Annotated in this window: 14 protein-coding genes and 1 riboswitch; of the genes, 5 read left to right on the plus strand and 9 right to left on the minus strand. The window is 66.5% G+C overall.

What is annotated here, in order from left to right; genetic code table 11:
• Positions 1-210: 210 nt before the first annotated feature.
• On the plus strand, positions 211-618 hold the full coding sequence (locus ABIA73_RS09750; protein ID WP_140226197.1) for a hypothetical protein: 408 nt from the start codon (positions 211-213) through the stop codon (positions 616-618).
• 45 nt (positions 619-663) lie between these two features.
• On the opposite strand, the gene ABIA73_RS09755 is transcribed toward ABIA73_RS09750, so the two are convergent.
• The 4 genes from ABIA73_RS09755 to ABIA73_RS09770 all read right to left on the minus strand — a co-directional run bounded on the left by ABIA73_RS09755 (position 664) and on the right by ABIA73_RS09770 (position 5792).
• Positions 664-1851, minus strand: coding sequence for a hypothetical protein (locus ABIA73_RS09755; RefSeq protein ID WP_309910493.1), 1188 nt, complete (start codon positions 1849-1851; stop codon positions 664-666).
• A 34-nt stretch (positions 1852-1885) separates the two neighbouring features.
• Positions 1886-4327 (minus strand): TcfC E-set like domain-containing protein, encoded by a 2442-nt coding sequence (locus ABIA73_RS09760; protein ID WP_354275716.1) that lies wholly within the window; start codon positions 4325-4327, stop codon positions 1886-1888.
• A 126-nt stretch (positions 4328-4453) separates the two neighbouring features.
• Entirely contained in the window at positions 4454-4948 is a 495-nt protein-coding gene (locus tag ABIA73_RS09765) for a CS1 type fimbrial major subunit (protein WP_025876629.1), read from the minus strand.
• Positions 4949-5057: 109 nt separating this feature from the next.
• Positions 5058-5792, minus strand: a complete 735-nt coding sequence (locus ABIA73_RS09770) for a CS1 fimbrial subunit B flags: Precursor (RefSeq protein ID WP_080150020.1) — start codon at positions 5790-5792, stop codon at positions 5058-5060.
• Positions 5793-6233: 441 nt separating this feature from the next.
• Between ABIA73_RS09770 and ABIA73_RS09775 the strand changes: the two genes are divergently transcribed.
• Positions 6234-6689, plus strand: coding sequence for a DUF805 domain-containing protein (locus tag ABIA73_RS09775; RefSeq protein WP_425513374.1), 456 nt, complete (start codon positions 6234-6236; stop codon positions 6687-6689).
• 389 nt (positions 6690-7078) lie between these two features.
• On the opposite strand, the gene thiL is transcribed toward ABIA73_RS09775, so the two are convergent.
• The 5 genes from thiL to ABIA73_RS09800 all read right to left on the minus strand — a co-directional run bounded on the left by thiL (position 7079) and on the right by ABIA73_RS09800 (position 11149).
• On the minus strand, positions 7079-8041 hold the full coding sequence (thiL, locus tag ABIA73_RS09780; protein WP_051562411.1) for a thiamine-phosphate kinase: 963 nt from the start codon (positions 8039-8041) through the stop codon (positions 7079-7081).
• Positions 8042-8161: 120 nt separating this feature from the next.
• Positions 8162-8641 carry a transcription antitermination factor NusB gene (nusB, locus tag ABIA73_RS09785; RefSeq protein ID WP_025876637.1) on the minus strand — a complete coding sequence of 160 codons (480 nt, stop codon included), beginning with the start codon at positions 8639-8641 and terminating at the stop codon, positions 8162-8164.
• Positions 8638-9105, minus strand: coding sequence for a 6,7-dimethyl-8-ribityllumazine synthase (ribH, locus tag ABIA73_RS09790; RefSeq protein ID WP_025876639.1), 468 nt, complete (start codon positions 9103-9105; stop codon positions 8638-8640). Before ribH ends, nusB begins: the two co-directional genes overlap by 4 nt.
• Before the next feature lie 320 nt (positions 9106-9425).
• Positions 9426-10526, minus strand: a complete 1101-nt coding sequence (ribB, locus tag ABIA73_RS09795) for a 3,4-dihydroxy-2-butanone-4-phosphate synthase (RefSeq protein WP_354275717.1) — start codon at positions 10524-10526, stop codon at positions 9426-9428.
• On the minus strand, positions 10523-11149 hold the full coding sequence (locus ABIA73_RS09800) for a riboflavin synthase (protein WP_354275718.1): 627 nt from the start codon (positions 11147-11149) through the stop codon (positions 10523-10525). The genes ribB and ABIA73_RS09800 overlap by 4 nt, the downstream gene beginning before the upstream one ends.
• A 77-nt stretch (positions 11150-11226) precedes the next feature.
• Positions 11227-11373, minus strand: a riboswitch (FMN riboswitch).
• A 242-nt stretch (positions 11374-11615) separates the two neighbouring features.
• Here ABIA73_RS09800 and ABIA73_RS09805 point away from each other — a divergent pair.
• The 3 genes from ABIA73_RS09805 (at position 11616) to ABIA73_RS09815 (ending at position 13904) form a co-directional block, all read left to right on the plus strand.
• Positions 11616-12239 (plus strand): outer membrane beta-barrel protein, encoded by a 624-nt coding sequence (locus ABIA73_RS09805; RefSeq protein ID WP_099820323.1) that lies wholly within the window; start codon positions 11616-11618, stop codon positions 12237-12239.
• 149 nt (positions 12240-12388) lie between these two features.
• On the plus strand, positions 12389-13270 hold the full coding sequence (locus tag ABIA73_RS09810; protein ID WP_354275719.1) for a hypothetical protein: 882 nt from the start codon (positions 12389-12391) through the stop codon (positions 13268-13270).
• 7 nt (positions 13271-13277) lie between these two features.
• Entirely contained in the window at positions 13278-13904 is a 627-nt protein-coding gene (locus tag ABIA73_RS09815) for a hypothetical protein (RefSeq protein ID WP_218788662.1), read from the plus strand.
• Position 13905 lies beyond the last annotated feature (1 nt).

Genomic DNA, 13905 nt, shown 5'->3' on the forward strand with positions numbered 1-13905 from the left:
TTTGTTGTTTACGCTTGCCTGTCGGCGTCGCTATTTCCTTGTTGGGCGGCGTCGGCAGGCAATCCGTCCGTGCCCTATGGCGGGCGGTGCGTGGGGGTCTCGTACCCGCCGGCGTTTCGCAGAGTTGCCACCGGTATTGCAACCACGCACCGTCCGCCGCCCTCGCCCAACGCGAGGGCGGCCCCTTGCATCACACTCAAGGACGCCGCCATGACTTCTTCGCTCTATCCCTATCTGTTCGCCACATTGGGCGACGCCGTCGAACGCCTGCCAGACGATCTGGCCAAAGCACTCGAAACCACATTGGGCAGTACGATGCGCGCCCACGCCGACGAAGGCATCACCCTGCTCGGCTGCCTGCAACGCATCCGCGAGGTGGACGCTGCCGACGGCCAACCGTGGCCGGACAAAGGTCGCAAATGCTTCGGCTTCGCGATGGCACGCATCGACCGCGCCAATGCCGGGCTGACCTTGCTGCTGGAACTGCTGCACGCCATCGAGCGCGTACGCGTGGACGGCGATGCCGACCAGCAGGTGGGCGATGACGTGCGCGAAGGGCTGCTGCTGGCCTGCCGTGGGCTGGCCGAGTATGTGGATGTGCAGTTGCGGGTGGCGTGATGCAGCTTCCGCGGCACCTCGGCCGCGCCAATCCCTGCCCCAGGCTCAGGGATTGGCGTCGAACAGCACGGTCATGTCTCCTTCCCAGCGCGAGCCCGGTGTCTTCACCATCTCCAGCACCGCTTCACGCCCGGCGGTGAAGCGCAGGGTCGAACGGCGCTGCATCAGGTAGCCATCGGGCGTGAAGCGCGGTGCCTGACCGTCATCGGCCAGCAGTACGGTGTTCTGCGCCGGACGACCATCGCGCAGGTTGTTCATGCCCGGAAGGGTGACGTCCACCTCCACCGGCACCTGCTTGTCCGCCTGCGGATCATGAATGCCGCATTGGTCGCCGACGTGGTGCTGGCAGCGCAGCTTCATGCTGAAGTCCATCGACGTGGTCAGATGAAACGGCAGCTCCTGGCGCAGCCTCGCCGGAGCAGTGCCATGATCGATCCAGGGCGACCAGCCCCCTTCGGGCGCCAACTGTACGCGCGGCGCCTCGGTGGCGAAGCGCACCTGGAAATCGTGGATCACATCGAACACGAAGTTCATGCGCACGGCCTCGACACCGGTGATGTTGTCGCCCAGATCGATGTCGGCCCCGGCGCCGCCGGTGGTCCAGGTTTCCTGGGCCACGTAACGGCCGTCCTGCAGCGTCATTGCATTGGGCAGGGTGACGTGGATGCCGAGCCCCACGTTCCTGTAGGAGTAGGTGCGGGCATACCGCGTGTTGGTGCTGTAGCACTCGGTGGGGCTGGCTGGCGTCCGCGCCGCCCAACCGCCCAGCGACCATCCAAGCCCACCGGCGCCGCGGATGGCCGTGCAACCTCCACTGACGCCGTAGTACCAGGGATCGGCGCCACCACCGAAGTTGATGCGCATGGACAGCGCCGCAAAGCTGATGGTCGCCTCGAAGGTGCGTCCGCTCGACACCTCCTGTAGGGTGATCGTACGCGGTGGCGGGAAGCGGACGTAGGTGGTATCACGCCTTGACGTGTCGTCGCTCGGCCCTTCCTTGCGCCAGTACTCGCGGTTGCCGAGATCGAAGATATAGGCCCCGTTTCTATCGCATTCGGCCGGCCTCCAGTTGCAGAAGCTGCCCCGGGGTGTCGTGTTGCGGAATGCGGTATCGCCCGGATCCAGGGCGTTGGGCCTGAATTCGCCGGTGACGTTGACGTCCACCACCTGTGCGGTGGCAGGCAACGCCGCCATTACGGCCAGCAACGGGAACAGCCGGATGCCAATAGTCATGCTTTAGACCTGCCTGGTTCGTCGGAACAATGGGCTAGTGCGCGACCACCGACGGCGGACAACCGATGCCACCCACCATCAGTACATCGCCTTCGCGCGGATGACGGCCCTCTTCCATGGTCAGCACACAGCTGATCCGGTTCGGGTAGCGCAGCTCCACCACCGGCGCGCGTGCGCTGAGTTCAAGGGTGAAGAAGCCTTCTTCCTGGCTGACGCTGCGGCCGGCATGGTTGATCACCTGAACCCCGCGGATGCCGTTGCCATCGGCATCCAGTACCTGCCCCATCACGGTGAAGGTGCGCAGTACATCCACCGTGGTATGCACCACGCCGCCCTTGTTGAGGTGGTAGCTGATGGTCGACGGCTGCAGCGCCGCCGCAGGTGCGTGCCGGCCGTGGAAGTCGAACTGCACCTGTCCCGCACGATAGGCGGTGACCGGAACGAAGTTGCGTCCCGGGCGCAGCTGCACGCCACCGCCACGACTGTCGTCGGCACGCAACGTGACATCGGGGAAGTCACTGCGCACGTCGACGATGATGCCGGTGTCCACGCTGCCGCTGCGTCCCTGGCCCAGCACGGCAGCATGTCCTCCCCCGATCACCACGGTGCTGTCCAGGTTGGCGCTGCCGCCAACGTGGCCGGAACCGGCACCGCGATACAGCTGCACATCGCCTTCCAGCAGTGGGCTCTGCAGATAGGCGCCCGCGCCGGCGCCAATGCCGCTGCGTTCAGCTGTGACCATGCCATTGACGCTGCGCAGGATCTTCCCATCCACACGCTGGGTGGCGACCGCGGTGACGTAGCCGTCGCGCTGGCCGGCTTCGCCGGTCCGGCTGCCCAGGCTGCCGCTGTAGCTGCGGCGCTCGCTGCCGAGTGACACACTGACGGTCAGATCGATGCCGCGCTGGCGGCGATAGTGGGTGAAGCGGCTGCCCGGACGGTCGTAGGCCGAGACACGCCAGTTGACGTCATGCCTGCCGAACAGGGTCTCGCGGCGGCCGTAGGAAACGTCGATGCCGGTGCCACGGGTGAAGCCGGAACTGCGGGCCACGCGCAGGCTCGCATTATCGCGGTGACTGAAGCGATGGGTGATCGATACGGCCGTGGTGTCCTGCCAGCCTCCCCGGGTTTCCCAACGTGGCGGCGCACCCTCGCTGGCGGGCAGCCGATGACGCTGCTCTGCCCAGCTGCGCGCGTGGTTGGCGACCACCGAACCGGCACGGTAGCGATACAGTCCCTGCAGATCCACGCCGCGCCCGGCATCGCTGGAGGTGTAGAAATTGGTGTAGGCGCTGAAGCGATCACTGGCCTGCCAGTCCATCGACAGGCCGGTGGCGCGGCGCGTGCCGATCTGCTGCACGGTGGCACCGGCCACTGCGCGCGGGTGCAACAGGTAGTTGACCACCGCACCGGCGGCGATCTCGCCCTCCTGCATTGAACGATCGCTGTCGAGCAGGCTGCGCTGCTGGCCGGCGAACGCGCTGTAGCGCCAGCGCCGGGTGGGATCACGCCAACGGCTGGGTTTGTGGATCGAGGCGGTTTCGCGCGAGGCCTCCTGGCCGTCTTCAATGACCCGCAGTACCACGTCGTAGATGCCGCCTGGCAGGCGACGCGTGTCGATCTCCTGCACGCCGGGCTTCACAGCCTGTGTGGCCAGCAGGTTGCCGTCGCGCAGAATCTCCACCACACCGTCGCGGTTGGCGGTGACGTACACCGGGTAGACACTGGCGCTGCGCGTGTCGGCCAGCAGTACATCCGACGAACCGAACATCACCCCCAGCGCGGTGTCATTCTGCGTACCCGGCGCGCGTGGCTGGCGGATGATGCCCTCGAACGTGGGCAGGAAATAGCCCGCGCGGACGAAATGATCGCCGAGCTCGCGTTGTGCATACAACGCACTGAGATAGTGCTCCGTGCTGCCGGGTTGGGCGTAGTACTGGTAGCTGCCAACCGTGCTCCACAGACCGATGCTGCCACTCAGTTCAGCGCTGTAACGGGCGCTGGCCGGCTGGTCCTGGCCGCCATGCACGGCCAGGCTGTTACGTACGATCAAGCCATGGCTGCCGGACGCCGGCAGGGCAATGTTGCGTTGTTCCGCACTGGCAGTTGCCGGCGTCAACAGGCTCAGCAGCGAATTGGCCAGGCTGTAGTGCAGCGCGGCCAGGCCACGGCACTGCGGCGCGCATATGCCAAGCGGCAGCGGTTCGGCCAGCTGCTCGGCCCAGCGCGTGCGCTCGCTCTGCGGCCACGGGCTGTCGTTGCTTTCGACGAAGCCGATCAGCTGTACGCGGTTGTCTTCATGCAGCAGTACTTCGGCGTCGCCCAGGTACTGCCCGTCCAGTTCCACGCGTACGGTCAGCGGATTGCCGAACAGATGCTCGCGGAACTCCGCAGGCATGCGGTCGCGCTGCTCCAGCAGGCTGACCTGTGCGTCTGGCGCGCCTGCGGTCGCCTGCGCCGAGGCAGCAGCAAGCATGGCGGCAATAGCAACAGCCAGTCGCATCGGAACCGGTCGCGGAGGTAGGTGTGAAAGGCGCATAGATGGCATTGGCCCTCCTGCCGCACGCGCGGTGGGGCAGGAAGGCACAGAGCTCGGCAGGCGTCAGATGTCGCTTTCGAAGATCATGTGGAACTGACCGCCGTAAGTACCCTGCTTGTAACCGCCGCCCGGTTCGGTAGGCGCGATGGCGAAGGCCAGAGACTTGCCGGATGCGGCCTGGGCTGCGTTGGCAACGGTGATCTTGGCGGCGGCCGTTGCCGGCACGACCACGTTGTCCAGTTTCACCGCCAGATCCACGACGTCCGCGGCCGATGCCATCTGCGCCGGGGCGGACAGATAGGCGGTGATGGCAGCCGGCGACTTCACGTTGATAACGCGACCGGTCAGTTCGCCGAGCACCTGGCGTGCGGTATCCCACGGCAGATTCTGCGGCAGGCCTTCCCAGCCGTCCGGCGTGGACACCTGCAGGCCGGCAACGTTGGGCACGTCAGCCGACACGTTGACGGTGATCGATTTGGTTTCGGTAGCCGCAAAGCTGACGGCCGGGGTGATGAGCAGGACTGCCGCAGCCGCCATCGCGTGTTTCAAGAAGGACATTCAGATACTCCTGGGTGAGTGGGTACAAAAGCCAGGACAAGGGCAAAGCTGTCCCATCGGACTCCTGGCGGGCCCGGGCGGGACAATGGCGTTGGTGGGGGACGGACGGTCAGCGGCGGCTGTCGATGCTGCGCTGGCGTTCGCCCTCCTTCAGGTCGTAACGGATGAAATGCGTATCGTCAGACGCCAGCACGTGAGAGCGGCCGGGGCGTACGTGCACGATGATTCCGGGCGTACAGGCGTCGACCTTGGCCCGCTCGCACTGGCGCAGGTTTTCCAGAACAATGGTGGCGTTGCCGTGGTTGTGGATCTGGCCGGACTCGATGCGGGTGTCATAGCGCGGGTGTTGTGGCGCGATGAACAGCACGGTGCCGAAGCCGGTGAACACGCGGATGGCCGAGGAAAGCTCTGCGGCCTGCTGTGCCTGTTCCTCGCTGAGCGAGAATTCCTCGGCACTGGGCGCCACCGGCACGAAGCGCAGGCGGTAGTAGCGTTCCTCGTCGCGCAGGCCCCGATACACCAGACGTGTGGCCTGCTGGCCGTTGCCTGCGATGATCAGGCGGCTGGGACTGGCAATGACCCCATGCGCCCCAGGCGCGTTGCGCACCAGCGATGGCGCATCCACCGGAACTTCGACGGGCTTGTCATCGGCATCGAAAACGATCTCTGCCACTTCCACCCGGACGTAGGCGGTGCCGGCGCCGGTATTGCGGATGCGTTTGAGCAGGTTGCTGCTGCCGGGCTGCAGGTAGTCGAAGAGGACGCCGACATTGATCTGCGGTGCACTGGCGTGACTGGGGAAAGCCAGCGCACACAGCAGCAGGACATGGACGACACGTGACATGGCACCGCTCGTTTTCAGGAGCGTGAAGTGTGTCGTCGCGTCAAACGCCCGGCTATGAAAATAGTTGTAAGCCGAAGCGCACAGCAGCGAATTCGGAGGATTCCTAAATGCTCATCGCCCGTGCTGCCAGCATGGCCGGCCACCAAGGCCCCCTGCCCGCAGCCGCGTACCGGCAGGACACAAATCCCTGCCGCACTCAGGCGAAGTGCTCGTACCCGCTCGTATCCGCTCGGGCCGTCGTGGCCTTCGGTGTGCACGCCCTGCCCTTCCATGATGCGGCCGATGCGGGTGGTCGGCACGCCCAGCGATTCGGCGACGTAGTGCAGCGCGCAGTACCGACGACATCGGCAATGCATCGGCATCGACTTCGGCGCGTACGCAGTTGCGGGTGGCGTGAGCCCCTCACGTTGAGATCTATGGGGGAGCGCCTGGTTGAATTGAATGCCGCTCTCATTCGCAATGATTTCTATGGCTCATATCCACCCTGGAGCCGATAGTGCGCGCTTCTTTCCAAGGAGTGTACCGATGCACAAGATGATGGCTCCACTGAAGCGCTATGCACAGTTCAGTGGCCGTGCCAGCCGCAGCGAGTTCTGGTGGTTCCAGCTGTTCATCGTGATCGTTTCGATCCCGCTATACATTGTGAGTTTCTATGCCGGCTACAGCGGTTCTCAGGGCCTCATCCTGGCATCGAGCGGGCTGAGCTTGGTGATGTGGCTGGCCTTCGCATTGCCCGGCATTGCTGCCACCGTTCGTCGCCTGCACGATACCGATCGCTCGGGCTGGTGGCTGCTGTTGGCAATGGTCCCGTTTGCAGGCTTGGTGCTGCTGGTGTTCCTGCTGCTGCCCAGCACGCCGGGCGGCAACCGCTTTGGCGCACCCGTTCCGCACGTTTAAAGGTTACGCCGGGCAACGCCGATGTGCCCCGCGTTGGTGGGCGTCGACCTTGGTCGACGCAGTGTCGGCACGAAGGCCTGACATATCCGTGCCAACCAAGGTTGGCACCTACCAGAGCAACACGGTAGCGCCGGGCCATGCCCGGCGTTCTGGTAGGCGTCGACCTTGGTCGACGCAGCGTTGGCGCGCAACCCTGACACATCCGTGCCAACCAAGGTTGGCACCTACCAGAGCAACACGGTAGCGCCGGGCCATGCCCGGCGTTCTGGTAGGCATCGACCTTGGTCGACGCAGCGTGGGCACGAAGGCCTGACACATCCGTGCCAACCAAGGTTGGCACCTACCAGAGCAACGCGGTGGCGCCGGGCCATGCCCGGCGTTCTCATGTGTCAGGCGAAATGCTCGTATCCGCTCGGGCCGTCGTGGCCTTCGGTGTGCACGCCCTGCCCTTCCATGATGCGGCCGATGCGGGTGATCGGCACGTCCAGCGATTCGGCGACGTAGTGCAGCGCGTCGCGCTGGTCGGCGGCGGCGGTGAAGCACAGTTCGTAGTCGTCGCCGCCGTGCAGCGCGCAGTCACGGGCGCCATCGCGGCCGAGCAGTTCGCGCAGTGCCGACGACATCGGCAATGCATCGGCGTCGACTTCGGCGCGTACGCCGCTGCGTGCGGCGATGTGGCCCAGGTCGGCCAGCAGGCCATCGGAGATGTCCACGGCGGCATGCGCGAATGCACGCAGCCGCAGGCCCAGGGTGACGCGCGGGGTGGGACGCAGCAGGCGCAGGCGCAGGGTTTCGTAGTCGGCCAGCAAGGTGGCGGCAGTGACGTTCAATGCGCCCTGCTGCCACAGGCGCAGCGCACCGGCAGCATCGCCGAGGGTGCCGCTGACCCAGATGTCATCGCCAATCTGTGCGCGATCACGACGCAGCGCCTGGCCGCGTGACACCTGGCCCATCGCGGTAACCGACAGCGACAGGGGGCCACGCGTGGTGTCACCGCCGATCAGGGCGATGTCGTGCTGGTCGGCCAGCGCGAAGAAGCCATCGGCGAAGGCATCGATCCAGTCTTCGCTGGCTTCGGGCAGCGACAGCGCCAGCGTGCACCAGGCCGGGCGCGCGCCCATCGCGGCGAGGTCGGACAGGTTGACGGCCAGCGTCTTCCAGCCGATGTCGAACGCCGGGGTCTCGGCCGGGAAATGCACGCCGCTGTTGAGCGTGTCGGCGGTGACCACCAGTTGCTCGTTCGGGCGCGGCTGCAGCAGCGCGGCGTCATCGCCGATGCCGAGCACGATGTCGTCGCGCTCGACGGTGCGGGCGCGGATGCGGTCGATGAGGGCGAATTCGGCCAGGGACATGGGGCGCTCCCGCGTTTGTACGTGCCGCGCCGTGCGCGGTGGGCGGTAGTGCCGGCCGCAGGCCGGCAACCTCAGAATCCCTGCAGTTGCCGGCCAGCGGCCGGCATTACCACAGGTGGGTCAGTGACCCGATTCGACCTTGCGCCATTCCACGGCGGCACGATCCAGCACGCCGTTGACGTAGGTGTGGCCATGTTCGGAACCGAAGCGCTTGGCCGATTCGATGGCTTCGTTGATCACCACGCGGTACGGCACGTCCAGGCGGTAACGCAGTTCGTAACCGGCCAGGCGCAGCACGGCGCGTTCGATCGCGTCCACTTCGTCGATGCCACGGTCCAGGTACGGGCCGAAGGCTTCGTCGATGTCGCGACGGTTGTCGAGCACGCCATGCACCAGCGCTTCGAAGTACGCCAGGTCGGCGATTTCGCGGGCCTGTTCGTGGGCGAACTGGGCGATCAGCGACTGGCCGTTGCCGCCGGAGATCTGCCAGGCATAGATGGCCTGCACGGCACGACGGCGCGCGCGCGAGCGCAGCACCGGATCGATGCCATCGCGGCGGACGGGTTTACCGGAGGGCTTGCCCTGGGTGTTCTTGTTCATGGCAGCTGCTCCAGAAGGTTGACCATTTCCAATGCGGCGAGCGCGACTTCCTCGCCCTTGTTGCCGTGGCTGCCGCCTGCGCGGGCCTCGGCATCTTCCACGCGTTCCACGGCCAGCACGCCGTTCAGCACCGGCACGCCGAAGTCCAGCTGCACGCGCATCAGGCCTTCGGCACAGCGGTCGGCCACGTGTTCGTAGTGGCGGGTGTCGCCACGGATCACGCAACCCAGGGTGAGGATGGCGGCGTGTTCGTGGGCGGCGGCCAGGCGCGCGGCGACCAGCGGCAGCTCCCAGGCACCCGGCACGCGGATCACGTCGATGTTGGCTTCGGCAATGCCGTTGCCGGCCAGGCTCTGGCGGGCGCCAGCAACCAGCACATCGGTGATGCGGGCGTTCCAGCGGCTGGCCAGGATGGCGAAGCGCGCCGATTCGGGAGTGCGAAGATCGCCTTCGTAGTGGCTCATATGCGGCTTGGGATTCGATTAAGGGGTAATTCTACCGTGGATGGGCCCCGGCCGTGGCTGCTGCCCCCGTGTGCCAACCGCTGGCTCTACACCCCGGGTAGTGGCGGGGGGGGGGGGGGGGCCCCCCCGGGGGGGCGGGGGGGGGGGGGGGCGGGCCCCGCCCCCCCCCCCCCCCCCCCGGCGCCGGCCGCTGGCCGGCAACTGCAGTTCCCTGAGGTTGCCGGCCAGCGGCCGGCACTACCGGTTATCGGGTGACCAGCATTACCGGGGTTGCCGGCCAGCGGCCGGCACTACCGGTCATGGGGCGGCCGGCGAAGCGGTCACGGGGTGACCGTCTCCACCACTTCCAGGCCATAGCCGGCCAGTCCGATCTGGCGGCGGGGCGTGCCCAGCACGCGCAGCTTGCCCAGGCCCAGGTCGGACAGGATCTGCGCGCCGGCACCGTTGCGGCGCCACTGGCCCACATCCTTGTCCTTGCCCGGCACCACCGGCGCCGGCTGCTGGCGCAGGCGGGCCAACAGCGCTTCGCCGTCGCGCGGGGCCGACAGCACCACCATCACGCCACTGCCTTCCGCGGCGATCACGCGCAGGGCATCGGTGGCCGCCACGCCGAAGTCATCACGGCGCCAGTGCAGCAGGTCGGCCAGCGGGTTTTCCACCTGCACGCGCACCAGGGTGGGCGTGTCCGCATCCGGGGTGCCGCGGACCAGGGCGAAATGCAGGTCGTGGGCGATGCGGTCGCGGTAGGTGACCAGCTTGAACGGACCGAACTCGGTGTCGATATCACGTTCGTCCACGCGCTCGACGGTCTTTTCGGTGGCCAGGCGGTAGGCGATCAGGTCGGCGATGGAGCCCATCTTCAGGCCGTGCTCGCGGGCGAACACTTCCAGCTCCGGGCGGCGCGCCATGCTGCCGTCCGGGTTGAGGATCTCCACCAGCACGCCGGCCGGTTCCAGCCCGGCCAGCATGGCCAGGTCGACGCCGGCTTCGGTGTGGCCGGCGCGGGTCAGCACGCCACCGGGCTGGGCAATCAGCGGGAAGATGTGGCCCGGCTGGTGCAGGTCCGACGGCTTGGCATTGGGCTTCACCGCGGTGCGGATGGTATGCGCGCGGTCGTGTGCCGAGATGCCGGTGGTCACGCCCTCGGCCGCTTCGATGCTGACGGTGAAGTTGGTCTGGAACTGCGCGGTATTGGCCTGCACCATCGGCGCCAGGCCGAGGTCGGCGGCGCGGGTGCGGGTGAGCGGCAGGCACACCAGGCCGCGGCCATGGGTGACCATGAAGTTGATGTCGCTGGCCTTGACCAGCTCGGCGGCCATGATCAGGTCGCCTTCGTTCTCGCGGTCTTCGTCATCGACGATGACGACCATGCGGCCGAGGCGGATGTCTTCCAGGATGTCGGGAATGGGGGCGAAGTTCATGGGGTATCTCCCTGTGGGTGCTGACCGTTGGTCGGCACTCCGAGCAACCGCTCGACATAACGAGCGACCAGGTCGATTTCCAGGTTCACCGCGCTGCCCACGCCGGTGGCGGAGAACGCGGTATTGGCCACGGTGTGCGGGATCAGCGCTACTTCAAAGCCTTCCTCGTCCACTTCGTTGACGGTGAGGCTGACACCGTCCACGCAGATCGAGCCCTTCTTGGCGATGTAACGGCGCAGGGCGGCCGGCGCGGCGAAACGCCAGCGCTGGGCACGCGCATCTTCACGGATGGACAGGACCTGGCCGAGGCCGTCGACGTGGCCGCTGACCAGATGGCCGCCGAGGCGGTCGGTCGGGCGCATGGCACGTTCGAGGTTGATGACCGCACCTTCGGCCAGTTGGCCCAGCGTGGTCAGGCCCAGGGTCTCGGTGGACGCATCGGCCTGGAAGCTGCCGGCGTCGAACGCGATGACGGTGAGGCAGACGCCGTTGATGGCGATGCTCTCGCCCATCTGCACGTTGTCGAACGGCAGGCTGCCGACGTTGAAGGTGAAGCGGACATCGCCGCCGATGGATTCGCGTGCGGCCAGACGGCCGACGCCTTCAATGATTCCAGTAAACAAGTAACGTTCTCCGCGAAAAGTGAGCGAAAAACGCCGCAAGGCAAACAGGCGGGCGCAGGGCCGCAAAGGCCCTGTGGCACCGTCTTCTTTCATCCGGACTATGACCGTCGGCTCCGGCATTGGACCGGATCTGCTGACCCCCGACGGTAAGGCCGGGGCGCTCGCGGGCTCGTGCTTGCGCACCTACCGCCGGTGGGGAATTGCACCCCGCCCTGAAGACGTTTGTGTACCGGCGAACCGGCCCGCCAAGTGTAACAGCCCGGGCTGAACGGGGCCGGATGCCCCGGGGGTCGGATCCCTTTCCGCAGGAAAGGGCTCTGACCCCACCCGGGCGCGTCCGAGCCTGTGACGGCCGTCGCTCGCATTTCGTAAAACTTTCATTAAAATCGGCGGTCGGACGACATGAGGTCGCCACGGACTGCCGCACAGGTGGGCCGCCAATGGACTGAAATTCACAGGAATTCCCATGCGCAAGATCCTGATCGTGGCCGCCCTGCTGGCCGCTGCCCCGTTCTCGGCCTCCGCCGACGCCCTGAGCTACACCTACGTCGAAGGCGGCTGGACCCAGGTCAAGACCGACGACGACGTGTTCAACGACCCGAAGGTTGATGGTGGCTACGTGCGCGGTTCGATCGCGCTGGCCGAGCAGGTGCACGTGTTCGGCGGCTGGAACTACGGCAGCAAGTCGTACGACTACGACTACGGCTCGATGAAGCTCAAGCTGAACCAGCCGGAGCTGGGCATCGGTTACCACATGCCCTTCAGCGACCGCGTCGACTACACCGCCGACATCGCCTGGGTCCGCCAGCAGGCTGAAATCACCGTCAAGGACGTGGACTACGGCCGCTTCACCGTGAAGGACCACACCAACCTGGTGCGCGCCACCATGGGCCTGCGTGGCAAGCCTTCGCGCATGACCGAAGCCTGGATCAAGGCCGGTTACATGGACGGTGGCAACGAGTTCAAGGGCACCTGGGTCGGCACCCTCGGTGGTCAGATCAACTTCACCCGTACCTGGGGTCTGGTGGGCGAGATCTCCGGCTACCGCGACGTCACCCAGTACTCGGCCGGCGTGCGCGCCAGCTTCTGATTGCCCGATCCTCGTCGTGCGATCGAACGGGCTCCGCAAGGGGCCCGTTTTTTGTTGGCCGCCACGCGCAATGCGCTTGGCTGTCGCACGCCATCGAATGCAATGACAATTGCGCTAGGCTTGCCGCCCTCTGGAACAGGAACACCGTCATGAAGACCCCGATCCGCGGCCTGCTGGCCACCGCACTGCTGTGCGCCCCGTTGTTCGCCGCGGCTGCCCCGGCGCAGCTGAGCCCCGAACAGACCTTCGATCTGTACGCACGCGCATTGCTGGAAGACGATGCCGCCGCCACGCGCACGCTAAACGATGCATTGAAGCCGGCCTTCGACGGCCAGGACTCGGTAACGCCGGTGCCGGGCATGATGGCCCAGGCGTTGGCCGAGCCGTGGCAGATCGTGCTGGACGTGGCCGGAGTGAAGGGCGATCCGGCAGCGGCGAAAGCGATGTACGCCAAGGCGCTGAAGGCCTCGCAGTGCCGTGCCACGCGCAGCACGGTGGAAGACAACGAATTCGTGGACGACCAGAAGATCGCCAAGGTTGATTTCAGCTGCCAGCTGGCCGACCTGGGCAGCGTGCAGCCGTTGTTCCTGGCCAGCCTGACGGGTGAGGACAAGGCTCCGCGCGCGCGCTTCACCGAGGCCTATACCCAGGCCCTGCAGAGTGGCCCGCGCAAGGCCGTGACCGGCACCCTCACCCTGTACACCGCCAAGGACAAGGGCTACTGGTACAGCAGCAACTTCGATGATCTGGTGGGCCCGGTGCTGGATGCGCTGGCGCCGTTCGATGGCTGGATGAAGGACGTTGAAGCAGCCAAGGCACCGAAGGTGACCGGCGTGCCGGCCTGCGATCTGCTGCTGCAGCAGCACCGCAGCTGCGTGGCGAAGATCGCACCGGACCAGATCAGCGGTGTGGATGCGATGACCGAAGAGTTGAAGGCCAAGACGCAGGTGATGTCGGCCGAGGAAATGACGCAGGAGTGCAAGGCACTGCGTCCGATGGCCGAGATGATGTGGACCGATGCGTGCGCCTGAGAGGGCCGTGTTGAAGACATGGGGGCTGGCAGCGCTGCTGCTGGCCTTCAGTAGTGCGCGGGCAGGTTCTGCGGCATTTCCGGACGCGCAGGTATTCGATCTGTTTGCACAGGTGATCGTGCACGGCGATGCGCCTGCACAGCGTGCGTTGGCGCAGTACATGCAAGGCGACAAGGGTGTGGCCATCGCTGCGGCCCTGGCCGGTGTGAGCCACCTGGACGACGCACCGGAAATGGCCGATTGGCCGCAGGCGGCGGCCGCGCTGCGTGCGCGGCAGGCCTCGGTGCGATGCACGACCGACAGCGTGCAGTACCCGCACGGGCCTGACGGTGACAGTGCCCTGGTGGACTACCGTTGCGCCCTGCCGGATCTGGCGGCGCTGCTGCCCGTGTACCGGCAACACCCGGTGCCGTTCAATGGCCCGCACCCGCCACAGATGGCGCCGGCACTGGCGGCGGCGTACACGCAGCTGCTCGCCGATGCGCCGGATCGGGAGCGGAATGTCACGCTGGCCTTCGAACGCGATAGCGGCGGTCGCTGGCGGGCAGACCCCTCGCCGCTGATGGGGACACTGGCCGATGCCTTCCTGCCGTTCTTCGAGTGGAACGAGCACCCGCCCGGCGGGGATCGCTGAC

This window comes from Stenotrophomonas sp. 2694, from assembly GCF_040548715.1.
GTDB lineage: Bacteria > Pseudomonadota > Gammaproteobacteria > Xanthomonadales > Xanthomonadaceae > Stenotrophomonas > Stenotrophomonas indicatrix.

What these genes read in the sequence shown, in the direction of transcription:
- ABIA73_RS09750 (WP_140226197.1), top strand. Translation starts at nt 211, where the DNA reads ATGACTTCTTCGCTCTATCCCTATCTGTTCGCCACATTGGGCGACGCC.
- ABIA73_RS09755 (WP_309910493.1), bottom strand. Translation starts at nt 1,851, where the DNA reads ATGACTATTGGCATCCGGCTGTTCCCGTTGCTGGCCGTAATGGCGGCG.
- ABIA73_RS09760 (WP_354275716.1), bottom strand. Translation starts at nt 4,327, where the DNA reads ATGCTTGCTGCTGCCTCGGCGCAGGCGACCGCAGGCGCGCCAGACGCA.
- ABIA73_RS09765 (WP_025876629.1), bottom strand. Translation starts at nt 4,948, where the DNA reads ATGTCCTTCTTGAAACACGCGATGGCGGCTGCGGCAGTCCTGCTCATC.
- ABIA73_RS09770 (WP_080150020.1), bottom strand. Translation starts at nt 5,792, where the DNA reads ATGTCACGTGTCGTCCATGTCCTGCTGCTGTGTGCGCTGGCTTTCCCC.
- ABIA73_RS09775 (WP_425513374.1), top strand. Translation starts at nt 6,234, where the DNA reads ATGCCGCTCTCATTCGCAATGATTTCTATGGCTCATATCCACCCTGGA.
- thiL (WP_051562411.1), bottom strand. Translation starts at nt 8,041, where the DNA reads ATGTCCCTGGCCGAATTCGCCCTCATCGACCGCATCCGCGCCCGCACC.
- nusB (WP_025876637.1), bottom strand. Translation starts at nt 8,641, where the DNA reads ATGAACAAGAACACCCAGGGCAAGCCCTCCGGTAAACCCGTCCGCCGC.
- ribH (WP_025876639.1), bottom strand. Translation starts at nt 9,105, where the DNA reads ATGAGCCACTACGAAGGCGATCTTCGCACTCCCGAATCGGCGCGCTTC.
- ribB (WP_354275717.1), bottom strand. Translation starts at nt 10,526, where the DNA reads ATGAACTTCGCCCCCATTCCCGACATCCTGGAAGACATCCGCCTCGGC.
- ABIA73_RS09805 (WP_099820323.1), top strand. Translation starts at nt 11,616, where the DNA reads ATGCGCAAGATCCTGATCGTGGCCGCCCTGCTGGCCGCTGCCCCGTTC.
- ABIA73_RS09810 (WP_354275719.1), top strand. Translation starts at nt 12,389, where the DNA reads ATGAAGACCCCGATCCGCGGCCTGCTGGCCACCGCACTGCTGTGCGCC.